This window comes from Marinobacter sp. ANT_B65 (genome assembly GCF_002407605.1).
GTDB lineage: Bacteria > Pseudomonadota > Gammaproteobacteria > Pseudomonadales > Oleiphilaceae > Marinobacter.
In genome coordinates, this window is the sequence record NZ_NXGV01000001.1 from 770810 (window position 1) to 787479 (window position 16670).

12 protein-coding genes are annotated in these 16670 nt (G+C 53.5%); 6 read left to right on the forward strand and 6 right to left on the reverse strand.

Annotation, left to right across the window (positions count from 1 at the left end; all coding sequences use genetic code 11):
• The first annotated feature begins 39 nt into the window (after positions 1-39).
• The gene (locus CPA50_RS03695; RefSeq protein WP_096781109.1) at positions 40-1815 is read left to right on the forward strand and encodes an SLC13 family permease; all 1776 of its coding nucleotides are present in this window, start codon (positions 40-42) and stop codon (positions 1813-1815) included.
• On the opposite strand, the gene CPA50_RS03700 is transcribed toward CPA50_RS03695, so the two are convergent.
• Entirely contained in the window at positions 1802-3097 is a 1296-nt protein-coding gene (locus tag CPA50_RS03700; protein WP_096782319.1) for an EAL domain-containing protein, read from the reverse strand. The two genes, CPA50_RS03695 and CPA50_RS03700, sit on opposite strands and share 14 nt — an antisense overlap.
• Before the next feature lie 535 nt (positions 3098-3632).
• Between CPA50_RS03700 and CPA50_RS03705 the strand changes: the two genes are divergently transcribed.
• Together CPA50_RS03705 and CPA50_RS03710 are read left to right on the forward strand one after the other, a co-directional pair.
• The gene (locus CPA50_RS03705; protein WP_096781110.1) at positions 3633-4193 is read left to right on the forward strand and encodes a cytochrome b; all 561 of its coding nucleotides are present in this window, start codon (positions 3633-3635) and stop codon (positions 4191-4193) included.
• Positions 4194-4248: 55 nt separating this feature from the next.
• Positions 4249-4830 (forward strand): YceI family protein, encoded by a 582-nt coding sequence (locus CPA50_RS03710; RefSeq protein ID WP_096781111.1) that lies wholly within the window; start codon positions 4249-4251, stop codon positions 4828-4830.
• A gap of 32 nt (positions 4831-4862) precedes the next feature.
• On the opposite strand, the gene CPA50_RS03715 is transcribed toward CPA50_RS03710, so the two are convergent.
• Positions 4863-6500, reverse strand: coding sequence for a methyl-accepting chemotaxis protein (locus CPA50_RS03715; RefSeq protein ID WP_096781112.1), 1638 nt, complete (start codon positions 6498-6500; stop codon positions 4863-4865).
• A gap of 95 nt (positions 6501-6595) precedes the next feature.
• Positions 6596-6859 (reverse strand): hypothetical protein, encoded by a 264-nt coding sequence (locus CPA50_RS03720; protein ID WP_096781113.1) that lies wholly within the window; start codon positions 6857-6859, stop codon positions 6596-6598.
• Between the two features lie 277 nt (positions 6860-7136).
• Here CPA50_RS03720 and parC point away from each other — a divergent pair, with 277 nt between their 5' ends.
• Both parC and serB read left to right on the forward strand, forming a co-directional pair.
• Entirely contained in the window at positions 7137-9431 is a 2295-nt protein-coding gene (parC, locus tag CPA50_RS03725) for a DNA topoisomerase IV subunit A (protein WP_096781114.1), read from the forward strand.
• Complete coding sequence (gene serB, locus CPA50_RS03730) at positions 9424-10656, forward strand: phosphoserine phosphatase SerB (protein ID WP_096781115.1); 1233 nt, start codon at positions 9424-9426, stop codon at positions 10654-10656. Before parC ends, serB begins: the two co-directional genes overlap by 8 nt.
• A 31-nt stretch (positions 10657-10687) precedes the next feature.
• Here the strand turns inward: serB and CPA50_RS03735 are convergent, their stop codons facing one another.
• From CPA50_RS03735 to epmB, 3 genes are all read right to left on the reverse strand, one after another.
• Complete coding sequence (locus tag CPA50_RS03735; protein WP_096781116.1) at positions 10688-12772, reverse strand: EAL domain-containing protein; 2085 nt, start codon at positions 12770-12772, stop codon at positions 10688-10690.
• A gap of 188 nt (positions 12773-12960) precedes the next feature.
• A complete protein-coding gene (locus CPA50_RS03740) occupies positions 12961-14769 on the reverse strand; it encodes a GTPase (protein ID WP_096781117.1) in 1809 nt (602 codons plus the stop codon).
• Positions 14770-14993: 224 nt separating this feature from the next.
• On the reverse strand, positions 14994-16043 hold the full coding sequence (epmB, locus tag CPA50_RS03745) for an EF-P beta-lysylation protein EpmB (protein WP_096781118.1): 1050 nt from the start codon (positions 16041-16043) through the stop codon (positions 14994-14996).
• A gap of 45 nt (positions 16044-16088) precedes the next feature.
• Here epmB and efp point away from each other — a divergent pair, with 45 nt between their 5' ends.
• Entirely contained in the window at positions 16089-16664 is a 576-nt protein-coding gene (gene efp / locus CPA50_RS03750; protein ID WP_096781119.1) for an elongation factor P, read from the forward strand.
• The last annotated feature ends 6 nt before the right edge of the window (positions 16665-16670 follow it).

Genomic DNA, 16670 nt, shown 5'->3' on the forward strand with positions numbered 1-16670 from the left:
CTCGTTATCCTGCTGGTTTTATGAACGGGAAAACCGCAGATGGACTGGCAAGGCTGGTTTGCGCTCGGCCTCGCAGGGGGCGCGCTGTTGCTCATGAGCTCAGGACGCTACGCGCCTCATTTGGTTATGATGGGCGTTCTTGTCGTACTGAGTGCCAGCGGCATTATTTCGGCGGATCAGGCGCTGGCAGGTTTCAGTAACACCGGGTTGATGACCGTTGTTGCTTTGTTTGTGGTGGCTGGAGGTATTCACCACTCCGGCGGGGTTGATCTGCTGGTAACGCACTTACTTCGAAATCCGAAAACGATCCGTTCCGCCCAGGCACGGATTACGCTTCCTGTCGCCCTTTTAAGTGGCTTTCTCAACAATACCCCTGTTGTCGCAACTATGATTCCGGCCATTCATGCCTGGTCCCGGAAGATTGGAATTTCACCCTCCAAACTAATGATTCCTCTGAGCTATTCCGCCATCCTTGGTGGCACGCTGACCATGATCGGTACCAGCACCAATCTGGTAGTTAATGGCCAATACGAGCACCTGACTGGTGAAGCCGGTCTTTCCATCTTTTCCATCACAGCAGTGGGCCTGCCCGTAGCGATTCTGGGCGTGGCTGCCATTTTGCTTTTTATGCCCAGAGCCTTGCCAGACCGGGAAGACCAGCACAAATTCGGTGCCATGAGAGAGTTCACCCTGGAGGTTGCTGTGGCCTTTGGTGGGCCTTTGGTTGGCAAAACGGTAGGCCAGGCGGGCCTGAGGGAGTTGGAGCGGCTTTATCTGGTAGAGATTGAGCGTGATGGCAGTGTTGTAACAGCAGTGCCTTCAGAGGAACGCTTGTGCGGTGGCGACAGACTTGTGTTTGCGGGCGACACTCAGGCGGTTTCTGACTTACTGCGCATTAACGGTATTGTGCCTTCTGTACATGCGGATGAGCCCAGTCTGAGTAAGGATCGTGCAGAACGGTGTCTGGTGGAAGCAGCGTTGTCTCCCCAGTCAGAAGTGCTTGGTTTGACGATCCGCGATGCAAGGTTCCGGGAGCGCTATGGTGCGGTGGTTCTTGCGGTTGCCCGGGGTGGTGCCAGGGTGTCCGGGAATCTTGGTAATATTCGTCTGAAACCCGGAGACGTACTTTTGCTCGAGGCCCGGCCGGCGTTTGTGAGCCGTCAGCGCTACAACAGAGAATTTTTGCTTATAAACGACCTGGGGACAGAGGCTCCCAGGCATGATCGTGCATGGCTGTCCTGGGTTGTTCTGATTGTTCTGGTAGGGCTTGCGGCCGGCGGTGTTCTCAGCATGCTGAACGCGGCTATGCTCGGGGCAGCCGTGATGATCCTCAGCGGTTGTTGTTCTGTCGGGCAGGCGCAGAAGTCTGTCGATGTGCCTGTAGTGCTGACTATTGGAGCGTCTTTTGCCCTGGGTGCAGCCCTGCAGCAGACCGGGGCGGCAAACTATGTTGCTGGAGCCATCCTCGGTCTCAGTAACGGTGATGTGTTGATGGCGCTGTTTCTGGTCTACTTTTCTGTGTCTGTACTCACAGAAGTTATTACGAACAATGCGGCGGCGGTTCTGGTTATCCCGGTAGTGCTGTCAATGACCAACACCATGGGTGTGGCGGCAGAACCCTTCGTTATAGCTGTGATGATGGCTGCATCGGCCAGTTTTGCCACGCCTCTGGGTTATCAGACCAACATGATGGTTTTTGGTCCCGGCGGCTACCGGTTTTCGGATTTTGTGCGGGTTGGTCTGCCCATGAATGTGTTCATTGGCCTGGTTTCTGTTGCGGTAATCTCTCTTGTATATGGAATCAGCCCTGGCTGACAGATGATGCAGGCGTGTTGGCCAGAACGTCGCAGCAAAGCACCTTAAGTTCGCTCCCGTGAGAAAAGCAGAGTGACAGGGTTACACACATGTAAGCGCCGGTTACGCAGAGGTAGGGTGTTGTGGCGTGCAGGTTGCCTGGCTGAGCCAGGGCCTGCCGAAGATACTGTTGCCGGTACCAGTCTGCTTTGCTGGTATTCTCTAGCGGCCTGAAGCGCGGATCCAGACCTCGGGATCCAGTGTCTGATACCAGTGTATCCTCAATCTGAACGCCTTTGTCGTTTGCCAGATAACAGCGCGAAACTGTGGGGTGGCTCAGCAGCTTGCTGCACGCCTGGGTCATGGTGGCTCCGCTTTGCAGTTGCTCAGTCGCCCGATGAAAAATCCCCTCGAAAAAATCCACCAGTTGCCGTGTCGGGTCCCGGGTTATCTGGTGCCTGGCTTTATAGTCCTGCAGTAGCTGGTCAAAGTCTGTCGATTCTTTGCATAGCTGTGTCAGATCCGTGCTGGGACGGCAGAAGTAGAACCCCTGAACAAAATCCACGCCCGCATCAATTGCAATCATGGCCTGATCGTTGGTTTCCACGCCCTCAAGTAAAACCAGGCACCCTGACTGATGCAGCAGAGAAACGATACCATTCAGTATCTGTCGGGCTTTATGGTCTTCTGTTGCCCGCGTCAGCAGTTTACGGTCCAGTTTTACGATGTCCGGTGACAGGTTCCAGATTCGCTCAAAGTTGGAGTGCCCGGCACCAAAGTCATCAATGGCTGTCAGACATCCCAGTCTCTTGTAATAGGCAACAGTTTCACGCAGGCGTTCAGCGTCATCGGTTGGCTGTTCGACAATCTCGATAACGATCCGGTGTGGCGGCAGCTTGGTTTTTGCAAGCAATTCGCCGAAAAATGAATCTGTCCGGCTGCCGATGGTCACAACCCGGGGGGAAACATTCAGAAACAGCCAGTTGAGCTGATCCTCTGCAGCACTGTAATTCTGCATATGCAGATACCGACACAGCCGGTCCAGAAGGAGTGCTTCTGCATCTGAGGTGGGTAGCTCAAAAAGATGCATAGGCAAAACACTGGAGTTATCCGGGTCGAACGCCCGAATCAGGGCTTCATAGCCAACAGTTCGTTTGTGGGAAACGCTGTATATGGGTTGAAGGGCGGTGCTTAGAATCAGTCCGCGAAAATCCGCCGACCAGGTGTTGCCGTTTCTGTGTAACATCGGCGACAGCTCATCAAGTTCAGGGTCTGTCGGTGTTTCCGGGAGGGCGTGCCGCATAGTAAGAGTCGGGCCATTAAACGAATGCATCAGGAGCTACGAACCAGGCGCCTGCACGATTATGAATCAGTCACTTTGAAACCGGAAAAACCCTGAGTAAACTGATAGTTGGGATAGAGATTGCCAAAAACCCGGGAACATTGCCACTATTTCATGAAGAAACCGGACGCGGCGTGTAGTGTTCTGGGAGACAGTAGGGGAAGCGGAGAAGAAGGAGGCCCCGTACAGGGGCCATGGCAGATCAGTTATTGCTAGGGATTACAACGGATTCGTCGAATTCAAGTTCCATGTTTTTTCCTCTCGTTCAATGAGGCCCCCGACGGGGCAATTCAGTATGGATAGAGTCTATCGGAGCCATGGATTTCAACAATCCGTAAAACCCGTATGAGACGAAAGCCAAATACCTGATGTCCAAGAGAAACATGTTCAGAATTTTTGATCATGGGGGCCAAAACATTCCAGTTTTTATTGTGAATCTGGCTTCCTATACTTCCCGCAGCAAGTCACAGACAAGGATCAAGAGGCTGTAGTTACCATGCAATTAAGCAATACATCTGCCGGTTACGGGGTGCTGGCTATTGTTGTCCACTGGGTGGCTGCCCTGGCCGTGTTCGGAATGTTTGCTCTGGGATTCTGGATGGTTGACCTGTCTTACTACGATGACTGGTATCGCCGCGCTCCGGATATTCACCGGAGTATCGGTGTTTTATTGTTTGTCCTGATGGTGTTCAGGCTGGTCTGGCGCTTTTTCGCAGGGTCGCCAGACCCGGTTGCGGAACATAAGCGCTGGGAGACTGTCAGTGCACATGCCGCTCATGGTTTTCTGTATGTACTTGTTTTTGTAGCGATGGTGAGCGGATTTCTGATTTCAACCGCAGATGGCTCGTCAGTTAGTGTATTTGGCTGGTTTGATGTGCCATCGGTCACCGGACAGGTCAAAGGCCTGGAGGATATCGCGGGGCAGGTGCACTACTGGAGCACATGGGCTCTGATTGTTCTTGCTCTGATCCATGCGGCTGGTGCGCTGAAGCATCATTTGGTTGATCGTGACAAAACCCTGAGCCGGATGTTGGTTCCTGTGCGCCGGAATGGCTGATTTGTTTAATTTCGCCCTGAGTTGGCGCGTTTCTGTTTGATAAAAGGAGAGTCTTATGAAGAAAGTATTACTTGCATCTGCTGTTTCCATGGCGCTGGTAAGTAGTGTTCAGGCTGATGAGCACAGTGGCACCTATGCATTTGACAGCAAAGGCGCTCACCAGTTTATTACATTCAAGATCTCTCATTTGGGCTACAGCTGGCTCTATGGTCGGTTCAACGATTTTGATGGTCAGTTTTCATACGATGCTGAGAGCCCGGAAAAAAGTTCAGTAAGCGTAACGATTGATACGTCCAGTGTGGATTCGAATCACGCTGAGCGGGACAAACACGTGCGTGGCGAAGACTTTCTGGACGTGGATGAATACCCGGAAGCGAGCTTCAAGAGTAAACGCGTGGTCGTTGATGATGCGGGCGAGGCGGATATTGTAGGTGACCTCACGCTCCGCGGTGTAACCCGTGAGGTGACTCTGGATGTTGAGATGCTGGGGCATGGCAAAGACCCCTGGGGCGGTTACCGTATGGGGTTTGAAGCTGAGACCGAGCTACGCCTTGAAGACTTTGGTATTCCGACGAACCTTGGGAAGGCATCCGAGACTGTAGAGATTATTATCTCGGTTGAAGGTATTCGTCAGTAAATCCGGCTCTCCGGTCAAAACAGACTCCGGGATTAAACCCGGAATCTGCCTGTCTGGTTTTCCAACTCTCGTGCATAACCGTCAAGGGATTGGCTGATTCCGTCAATTTCTCCCGATCTGATCGCGCTTTCTGAAGCCAGATCGTTGATATCCGTAATGCTGCGGTTGATCTCGTCAACAACCTGAGTCTGTTGTTCGGTGGCAGAAGCAACACTGGTGTTCATGTCAGCAATTCGGGTCATGGCGTCCAGCAGGGCGTTCAGCTCCTGTTCGGCTTCAGTTGACAGCTTCACGGTTTCTGAGGCTTCCTGGCTCCCGGTTTCCATGACTGAAACGATATCTGAAACACCGGTTTGCAGCTTTTCAATCATAGCCTGAATATCTTCTGTAGACTGCTGTGTGCGTTGGGCCAGAGTTCGTACTTCATCTGCAACCACGGCAAAGCCCCGCCCCTGGTCGCCGGCCCGTGCAGCCTCGATTGCCGCATTCAGAGCAAGCAGGTTGGTTTGTTCGGCAACGCCACGGATGACATCCAGTACCGATGTGATGTTGTCAGAGTCGTCGGAGAGCTTGCGGATAACCTCGACCGCTTTTGTGATCTGGGCTGAAAGGCGGTGCACCTGTTCTGAAGAATCGCGGATGATTTTCGCGCTGTTGTTACCTTTTTGCTCCGCTTCCCTGGTGACATCTGCTGCCTGGGAGGCGTTTCCGGCTACCTCTTCTATGGCGCTCTGCATTTCATTGATAGCTGTTGCGACCATGGAGATAGCGTCGGTTTGCCGGTTAATACCTTCGTTGTTGTCATTCGAAGCCTGGCGGAGGCTGTTTGCACCCTTGCCCAACTCTATGGTCAGTTGCTGTATTGAGGCGATCATTGACTGCAGGTTTTCAAGAACCAGGTTGAAGCTTCCGGCAAGTGCACCCAGGTCGTCATCGAGTTCAACCGGAATGCGCTGGGTAAGATCTCCCTCGCCCTGTGCAATGTTGTCCAGGTGCTCCTTGAGGGTTGAAATGGAATGAATAATCATCCTCAGGAATATGACAAAAAGCGCTATGCTGCCCAGGATGGCAATGGCAGTAATGATGAGAATTGTCACCGAACTGCTTTGTCCCTCGGAGGCCACGGCTAAAGCCCGTGCATGGGCCCTCTGGTCTGCATGAGCTCCAACATTATCGAAATAGCTGCGAAGGGAATCAAAGCGAGAGGCGGTTTCAGTTGTTGCCAGCTCTCTGGCCTGTTGCTGCATATTCCTGTCCGCCAGACTGATCACTTGCATGGCGGATTGATGCCAGCTTTCGAAGGCGGCGTCGAACCCTTGTGCTACGGCCGCAACACCGGTGCCTTCGAGCTGTTTTACAGTTGTCTCGAAGCGCTCCTTTGCCTGGCCGGCATTTTCTTTAAATTCTGAAAGAAACCGGGAGGCGTCTGTATTGTTGGATTTTGCATCCATATAGGACGTCTGGGCGACGAGAGCCTGATAGAGATCCCTGTCACCGTTCAGAATGCGGCTGACTGAAATCAGGTATGTATTGGCGATATCTTCTGTGCCTGAAACCAGATAGCGCGTGGTGTTAACGCTGAATAATCCAATAAAAACAAGGGCAAGAGAGGTGATGGCGAAAGGGAGTGCGATCTTGGAGCGTAGTCCGAAATGTTTACCGATACTCATAATGTGCTCATGTGTCTGCTTGTTTTTTTAAAGCATAGCAGGGTAGAGCGGATTTTAAGGATTTTATTGCGGCAGTGGTTACTGTGCCATGATATTCAGGCGTCAGTGTGCAGGTTTTGATGTGCTGTGCTGGCTGCATCCCGGGCTGTACCACTGGCCTGGCAAAGGTGCCGCTGGCGCCAGAACTGGGCGGCAAAGATAACCAGCCATATCAGCAAACCTGCAACAAGATAGGTTGTAGGAACCTGAAACGTACCACTGATTGCGAATTCAACAAGAAGCATCAGTGCAACGGCCAGTGCTGCATTCACCATTGCTGTAGCCATGGCCTGCCCGCAGGCTTTGAGATTAGGTTTCATAGTGTTCCGCTTGTTTGGAGGGAAAACGGTCTTCTACTCATCACTGGAGAAGAGCATACGGTGCACCTTACCGACTCTCCATGCGGGAATTCCGCTATTGGAATTGAGGAATACAGGCGTAAGTGAACTGTTTTTCCAATAAATCCGCAGGTTGTTGGTGTATCTGCCCGGTGCTCCATATAATGTCTCTCTGCACCAGCTTCGTGATTATCCGGGGCAAACAAGGTAGCACACGGACTCCTTAAACATCAGGCAATACAGGCAAAAAGAGGCATCCATGCCAGAGTTTCAGACAACGGATGAAGGCTTTGAGCGGGTATCACTCAGGGACTACACGGAAAAAGCCTATCTCGACTACTCCATGTACGTCATTCTTGACCGCGCACTTCCCAATGTCGGCGACGGACTGAAGCCGGTTCAGCGACGCATTATTTACGCCATGTCAGAACTGGGCCTTAAATCTACGTCCAAATACAAGAAGTCTGCCCGTACGGTAGGTGACGTTCTAGGCAAGTTCCACCCTCACGGGGACAGCGCCTGCTATGAAGCCATGGTGCTCATGGCTCAGCCGTTTTCCTACCGGTATCCGCTCGTAGACGGGCAGGGTAACTGGGGGGCGCCGGATGATCCAAAGTCCTTCGCGGCCATGCGGTATACGGAATCACGGTTGGCACGCTTTGCTGATGTACTGCTGGCGGAGCTTGGTCAGGGTACTGTGGACTGGACCCCCAACTTTGACGGCACCATGGACGAACCCTCAGTCTTGCCGGCAAGGTTGCCCCATGTTTTGCTCAACGGCACAACCGGCATAGCTGTGGGCATGGCTACGGACATTCCCCCCCATAACGTAAGAGAAGTAACTGCTGCCTGTATCCGGTTGCTGGATGATCCGGAAGCGACCGTTGACCAGCTTTGTGAACATGTAAAAGGACCGGACTTCCCGACCTGCGCGGAAATCATTACCCCCAGGAAAGATCTACGTCAGATGTATGAGACTGGCCGGGGCTCGCTGCGCATGCGTGCCCGCTGGGTTCGGGAAACGGGCGAGATTGTGGTAACCGACCTGCCTCATCAGGTATCGGGTAACCGGGTGCTGGAGCAGATTGCGCATCAGATGCAGGCTAAAAAGCTGCCTATGGTTGCTGACCTTCGTGATGAGTCTGATCATGAGAATCCGACCCGTCTGGTTATTGTGCCCCGCTCCAACCGGGTCGATCTCGATGGGTTGATGGCCCATCTTTTTGCCAGCACCGATCTTGAAAAAACCTATCGGGTGAACATCAATGTCATCGGTAACGATGGCCGCCCGGGCGTAAAAGGCCTCCATCAGATGCTGACCGAGTGGCTGGCCTTCCGGCGTACCACGGTCACTCGCCGTTTGCAGTACAGGCTTGATAAGGTGCTTGCGCGCCTGCACATTCTTGAAGGCCTGTTGATTGCCTACCTGAATATTGATGAAGTTATCCACATTATCCGCACCGAAGATAAGCCCAAGGCTATCTTTATGGAGCGGTTCGGACTGTCTGCAGATCAGGCAGAATCCATCCTTGAGTTGAAGCTGCGGCATCTGGCCAAGCTTGAGGAAATGAAGATCCGTGGTGAACAGGATGAGCTCGCCGCTGAACGTGATGAACTTCAGACGATTCTCGGATCTGAAGACCGTTTGCGAGAGCTTATTAAAAGCGAACTGCTGGCCGATGCAGAAACCTACGGTGATGATCGTCGTTCCCCGATTGTTGAGCGGCAAGAGGCCAGGGCTTTCAGTGAGAACGACCTGGTTTCCAACGACCCTGTCACCGTGGTTCTGTCTGACAAAGGCTGGGTGCGTGCTGCCAAGGGCCACGACATAGATCCGGACGGGCTGAGCTACAAGTCCGGTGACAGTTTTGCGCTGGCCGCCAGAGGCCGTAATAACCAGCAGGCAATCTTTCTGGACTCTACCGGCCGGGCATATTCACTTATGGCACATAGCCTGCCCTCGGCGAGAGGGCAGGGCGATCCTTTGACAGGAAGGATTAACCCTCCCCCGGGGGCAACTTTCTCTGGCCTGCTGATGGGCGATCCCGCACGCAAAGCATTGCTGGTGACGGATGGCGGTTACGGATTTGTGACCTCGCTGAATGACATGATCAGTAAAAACCGGAACGGCAAGGCGGTAGTCAGTGTGCCGAAAGGTGCCAGAATCATACCCCCGGTGGTTATTCCCGTTACGGACAAGACACTGTATCTGGGAGCGATATCCAATGAGGGGCGAATGCTTGTTTTCCCGCTTAACGAACTACCGGAGCTGAGTAAGGGCAAAGGCAACAAAATTATCAGTATCCCCTCTGCCCGGGTGCAGAACCGCGAGGAGTATGTGGTGGCCATAGCAGTATTCGCAGAAGATGATCAGCTGGAGATTCGTGCAGGCAAGCGCAAGATGGGCCTGCAGTTCAGCGATCTTGAGCATTATCTGGGCGAACGCGGCCGGAGGGGACATAAGCTGCCCCGAGGGCTGCAGCGGGTAGATGCCATCGACGTTATCCCTTCTGCTGCCCGAGCGAAGGAAGAGGAGAGTTCTGAAAGTGAGTGAGCTTGTTCTGATCAACGTATCCGGGCGCGATAAGCCCGGGCTTACGTCGGAAATCACCGGCATCATGGGGCGGTATGACGTGCGGATTCTCGATATAGGTCAGGCGGTCATTCACGACCACCTGACATGGGGCATTCTCATTGAAATACCGGATGAATCGAAATCCTCCCCGGTGATCCGTGATTTGCTGTTCCGGCTGCACTCGCTGGACCTTCAGGTACGGTTCGCCCCGATTACCATAGAGGAGTACCAGACCTGGGCCGAAGGGCGTAACAGGGCCTGTTATATTGTCACTTTGCTTTCCCGCGATATCAAAGCGGAGCAAATTGCCCGGGTTTCTGCAATTACAGCCCGTCATGGTCTGAATATTGACAATATCTCCAGGCTGTCGGCAAGGCCTTCGCTCAACACGACCAGCAACGGGATCGCCTGTGTGGAGTTTTCAGTCCGCGGCACGCCTTCCGACCTGGGGCAGTTGAGAGCCGATTTTCTGCATATTGCCGGTGAGATGAATGTAGATATTGCATTCCAGGAAGATTCCATCTTCCGGCGTAACCGTCGGTTGGTGGTGTTCGATATGGATTCCACCCTCATTGAAGCCGAAGTAATCGATGAACTTGCCCTCGAGGCGGGTGTAGGCGATCAGGTCGCGGAGATTACCGAGCGTGCGATGCAGGGGGAACTGGACTTCAGCCAGAGCTTTGCTGAGCGCCTGGCGTTGCTTAAAGGCCTGGATGAATCTGTGCTGGAGCGTGTTGCAGGCCGGCTCAAGATGACAGAGGGTGCAGAACATTTGATTCTGAGCCTGAAAGCCCTGGGCTATCGCACAGCGATTCTTTCCGGTGGTTTTACCTACTTTGCCCGACATCTCCAGGACAAGCTGGGCATTGATTATGTGTACGCGAATGAGCTGGAGATCCGCGATGGCAAGGTGACGGGTGAGGTTTCCGGCCGGATTGTGGATGGCAAGCGTAAGGCAGAGCTGTTACTGGAAATAGCGGGCAAAGAGCATATTTCACGGGAACAGGTAATTGCGGTGGGCGATGGTGCCAATGATCTGCCTATGCTCAGTCAGGCAGGGCTCGGTGTTGCTTTCAGAGCCAAGCCACTGGTCAAGGAGTCTGCCCGACATGCCATTTCGACGCTTGGGCTGGATGCGATCCTCTATCTTATCGGCTTCCGTGAGAGTGAAACGAATCAGGGTTTGAAGAACGCCGGCCTTTGAGCCGGCGCTCCTCTCCGGAGGCAATTCAGCCTCAGTTATCGCCAAATTCGTAATTCATTTCCGGCAGCGGTGCCTGCAGATAGTACCCCTGGATATAGTTCACTCCGGCCTGCCATAGTGTCGCAAGAACCGCGGCGTTTTCCACCAGAGGCATAATGGTCAGCTTTCCGGCGCTTTGCAGGCTCTTCACCATTTCTTTTACCTGTTCCCTGGATTCTTCACTCTTCTGGATTTCTTCCGTGAAGGAACCGTCGATCTTCACATAATCTGTATCAATGTGCTTCAGGGTATTGAACGGATTCAATGCGCAGCCGAACTGGGCAATGGACACCTTGCAGTGAAGCTGGTGCAGGGTTTTTGTGAATTCTTTGGCCTGCTTCATATACTTGTTGGCATCGCCTTCACGGATCTGGAAAATCAGTGAGTCGCCGGGCAGGCGAGCTGCTTTCAGGGCCACGCTAAGCCAGGATGTGAATGTTTTGTCCTGCAGGGTCTCCGCCGTCACATTAAGGAACATGCGTGTATCGTTGCCTTTCGAGCGGTGGCTGGATAGTTGTTTGATTGACTGAAGAATAACCCAGCGATCGATTTTGATGGCAGTATCACTTGGCCCCATGGGAGGCAGGAAGTCGTAAGGTGAGACTTCTTTCTCATCCTGATCAAGCATGCGCACAAAAGCTTCGTAGTGCTCTTCTCCCTCTCCGCGCAGATTGATAATAGGCTGGAACAAGAGTTTGAAGCGGTTCTCCTCCAGAGCCTTCAATATTGCATCTATGGCGCTGCCATCATCCAGAGTTTCGTAATCTGCCGGGTTGTAGACGCAAATGCCGTTGCCCTGTGCATGGCCTTCCTGTGTACGTACTTCGGAGGATGCGTTATGAGCCCGGGCCATCAGCTCTTCGGCTTTTGGCGAGTTTTCAGTAATTGATGCAATCCCGATACTGACGGTTAAAGGTACCGTACTACCGTTGATATCGAAGAGATGCTCATCTACCGCTTTGCGGATCTGCTCACATCGGTTGGTCAGGGCCTTCTCATGACCGGGCATGCTCAGGAGGCAGAATGCATCATCGCTGAGGCGTGCCAGTACCAGATCATCAGCAGCCTCTTTCTTCAGCAGGGTGGCCAGATCTCCAAGCAACAGATCTGCGCCGGCAATGCCAACCTGTCCCTTCATGGTTATAAAATTATCAAGAGCGATATACGCCAGGGCTCCCATTTCATTGTTTTTACCGGCATTGGCGATGGCTTGTTCAAGCTCTTTCATCAGATATTGCCGGTTATACAGTCCGGTAAGCAGATCCTGGCTGCTGATCTCACGTAACTTCTCTTCCAGTTCCGCATCGCTATGTTCCGGCTGCAGCACTATCTGGGTGCAGACTTCGCTGTCGTAGGTTGCGGCGGACACTGACATGGTCACATTCAGCTCATGATCATCGCTGCGCTTCGCCGTGCAGTTGATGGTCATGCCATCTTCACCCTTCTCCGCGAAGGATTTCATGAACGCCTTGTAGTCGTTCTGGCTTTCGGGCGTTAGCGTATCGAGTACGGGGACACAGATCAGGTCATCAATATCGTCGTATCCCAGAAACTCCATGTAGGACTGGTTGGCATAGATGTGCATGCCGTCATTGATGTAGGCGATGGCATCCTTGGAGCTTTCCAGCAATAACTGGCATCGTTGTTCTGCTTCACGCAGGTGAGATTCCAGTGCTCTGCGGCGGCGGCGATCCTCTAGGGCTGCAAGCTCCCGCTTGGCCATGAGGACCAGCAGATCGTTGTGGCCAGACTGAACTGTACCCTGACCACCGGCTTTCATGACGGCTACCGTTCTTTCACGGCTTTCCTGCTCGGTCAGGAACAGGCAAGGAATGTCTTTATCCATGCGTCGGATCATGGCCAAAGCGCTGTCCGCTGAGAATTCCTGCTCGACATCACGAGCCAGAAGAAGGTCCCAGTTGCTGTTTTTCAGAGCTTCTTCCAGATCCTCTTCGGAGGTAATGCGGTGTGCACGGGTAGCCCTGCCGGCATTTCTGAGCAGGCTTACCAGGGACTCGGCATCATTCTGGGAAGGGTCGAGGATAAGCAGGTGTACGGTGGCGTTCTGTTTCTGCATTCCTAAGGCGTCTCGTAATACAGGTTGGCTGAGCCGGCCCCGGCAGAGATAACTCTACCTTAACTACAGCGTCTTGCAGGAAACTGTGAACTGGTACTGCGAGACCGGACTATCACTACCGCTGAATGATGCAGGGGTTGAGGCTTAATAACAAGCCTCTGGGAAATACACAAAGTTACCTGAGGGTTTCAGAGTGACGGCCACAGGGAATCGAAGTCATCTTCGTTGGTGCCGTTCGCCATTGAGGCGTTCGCAGGTGGCGAAGCCGCGTTGCTGTTCTGTAGTTTCAGCTCGAACTGGCTGATGCTGCCCGTTGAGGAGATCTTTTTCAGTAATTGCCCAGGTTCTTCCCTGCCGTTTTGCAGCAAGGAGATGCGGCTTCCATTCTGGAACGGAAGTCGAGGCGTAATCAGGGTGGCGGCTTGATTGACCACACTGATTTCAGGAAGCAGAAGTCCGCGCAGGTACTCACTGCTGTTACCAACTTTCTGGATCAGACGGACGCCGCAGGGCGATCCGCTGGGTGCCAGGAGTTCGATGCCAACCTGAGTGCCCTGGTTTTTGATCTGCCGGATCCAGCGAACGACCGCGATGCTCCATGGATGTGAGCGTTGCTCTCGCACCCCGAGTATCTCTCCGGCCTGCATCGACGGCGGCACATTGGACTCCCATGAAACGCAGTAGCCACCCGGGCTCGTATTGACCAGCAACGCAGCGTGAGATCTGGGGCGGTTTTTATCGGTTGCCGGTGTCGGCGTATTCCCGAAGCTGCCACGAAAATTGATCGGCGTATCCGCGGAATACAGGTGTTCCTCGTTCGGAGATGCGTCAGGAGCTCCGGCCCAGGCGTCGCCCCGTTGGCGGGACGTGCGGACAAAAAGGTTTTCTTCACCCGCATTGCCATTGTCATTGCCTGTGACGAACTCAGTAAACGACTTCTCACCGGCAATGAAATAGTGCGCTGCAGAGAGCCCTACGCATATTTCGAGGGAACCCTGGCTGGCAATCCGGTTGAAGTTCCGTTTTGCCAGAATCCCCAGAGCCTGGCTCAGGTGAGTGAGCAGGGTATCGTTTACGTCGCCCGGTAAAATCAGAGTATCGGGTGCAGGAAGCTGGCGCAGTCTGGCGTCGAGGTTTTCGGAAATGGTGGTTGCCAGTTCACGGGTATCAAATCCGAAGCTTTCGTCTCCGGGCTTGGACTCAAGCAGGCTCCTGTATACCGGAGAGCTGTCTCGTTCCATGTTTACGACGAAAAGAGTGTCTTCACCTATGTCGCGCCCGCAGTGGGTTTGTTCCGTCCAGGATTCGAACAGGTCATATGCCTGGAGCAGCTCGGACTGCCTGAGCTGGTTTGGCCTTGCGCAACCCAGCAGCAAAAGACGCTTGTAGCTGTCTGCCACTGTACTTGCCTGTCTTTGCTTCAGGGTGTCGTCTTCTATTGCAACGCCTGAGAGCTTGTTGCGGTATGCAAACCGGAACATGCGATGACATTCCAGCCAGCTCTGTGTCGGGCTGGGGCAATAGAGCTGGTGAGATCTCAGGATTGTTGAAGCAAGCTCGGAGATGGCCCTGTGGATGGACGTCGCAACCAGCTTGCGATTTTTATCCAGGCCGCCGTCGTCCAGAGCTTCCAGGATACAAAGCTTATAGCCGCTGGCAAGGTGCAGCTGGAGTGCCTGAGACAGATTGGCGATCTTGCGCTGTTTCTCGGGCAGGGCCACTGCATGGCCGAGGTAGTGGCGGGAGAGTTCACCGCAGACAAAATGAATCTTCTTGCGGGTCAGTTCAAGGAACTGCAGGCGCTGCTGGGGCGCCAGAAACAGGTGGTTGAGTTCGATGATGGCGTGATAGAGCTGACGCGAAACCTCGCCAATATTGGCCATGGGGAGCAGGTTGATCCAGGTCCTGAACGCCTTGGGCGTGGTATCGCAAAACGACAGGCTCGACGTTTTCTGCTCGGGAACACGGAGATCTGGTTTGAGGATCATTCCTTCCATGAGTATGCGCCAATATCAGGACTGGGTTTCGAATTCCGGGCTTTATCCGGCAACACGGACACTGCCGCAGTTTGCCGGTTTACCAGGAAAACACCGAATATACATTTTTTTACAAAATAGACGGTACTGGACTTTAAGGTAGCAAGCCAGCGCAAGAAAGCGAGAAAATTGTGTGTTAACAATGTTTGACATGTGAAATCGGGCCAGCGTTGGATAATCCTCACTCAAAGGGGATTTGAGTAAAGATCAATGGGCGTTTTGGCTGTCTTTCCGGGAACTTCGCGAACCAGCCGCGGAACCAGAAATCCTGGCAATCTGGAGAGCAGATCCCTGACCAGTAAACGGGCCTCTTCGTCGGAAACATCGAAATGCTGAGCTCCCGCAACCGGGTCAAAAGCGTGAAGGTAGTATGGCAGGACCCCTGCATCAAACAGGGCTTCGCTCAAATCCTCCAGCACACCGGCATCGTCATTGACGCCTCTGAGAATAACGCTCTGATTCAGCAATGTTACGCCCGCCGAACGCAGGTAGCTCAGGGCACGACGGGTCGGCTGGTCAATCTCTGCCGGATGGTTGATGTGCAGCACCATCACAACCGGCACAGGTGTGTTGCTGATCCACTTCAATAGTGCGTCGCACACCCGTTGTGGTATGACTACCGGGAGCCGGGTATGCAGCCGTATACGGCGGATGTGGGGGATGCTGCTGATGGCTGATGCCCATTGGGACAAAAGCTGGTCGCTGACCGCAAGCGGGTCGCCGCCGCTGAATATGACCTCGTTGATTTCAGGGGATGCGGCCAGTGTATCCAGCACCTTTTGCCGGCTGGACGGGCTGAGGCGCTGTTCTGTATAGGGGAAATGCCGGCGAAAACAGTAACGGCAGTTTACCGCACACTGGCCGGTAACCATCAGCAATGCCCTGCTTCGATACTTGCGAATCAGGCCTGTGGTCTGTATTGCACTGTCTTCCTGCAGCGGGTCGGTGACAAACCCCTCTGCCATGTTGTTCTCAAGGTCCAGTGGCAGTACCTGTCGTAGCAGGGGGTCTGCGGGGTTTCCTTTCTCCATTCGTGCCAGAAAAGGCTCTGGAACCCTGACGGGAAATAACCGGTGGCCGGCCTCGGCGCCAGTCAGCCAGGTTCTGGCTGGCAAATCCAGCCTTTCCAGTAATTCCTGAGGTGAAGTTATTGAGTCGGAAAGCAGTTGTTGCCAGCTCCGGTTATCATCGCCTGAAAGCCGGGCTTCTATAGAGATAGGGGTTCGCTGTATCATAGCGGCCTTCGAATTTTAAACAGCATTTTGGCAGGTGGACATTTCATGGCTTCATATTCTACCAACGAATTTCGCGGCGGTCTTAAAGTATTACTGGACGGCGACCCCTGTATTATTCTTGAGAACGAAATCGTAAAACCAGGTAAAGGCCAGGCCTTCAACCGGGTCAGGCTGCGCAATCTGACAAGCAACCGTGTGTGGGAGCGTACCTTCAAGTCTGGTGAGAGTATCGAAGCAGCAGACGTAATGGATCATGATATGGAATACCTCTATACCGACGGGGAATTCTGGCACTTCATGCTGACCGACGGTTCATTTGAGCAGTTCGCTGCCGACGCAAAAGCCGTGGGGGATGCGCTTAAGTGGCTCAAAGAGCAGGAAGTTTACACTGTTACCCTGTACAACGGCGCCCCTCTTACGGTTACTCCGCCAAACTTTGTTGAGCTGGAAGTCGTTGAGACTGACCCTGGCATGAAGGGCGATACTGCACAGGGCGGTTCCAAACCGGCAACCCTGTCTACCGGCGCGGTTGTAAGCGTGCCTCTGTTCATCACCATCGGTGAAGTACTCAAAGTGGACACCCGCTCCGGTGAGTACATGAACCGGGTAAAAAGCAGCTGAGTAAGG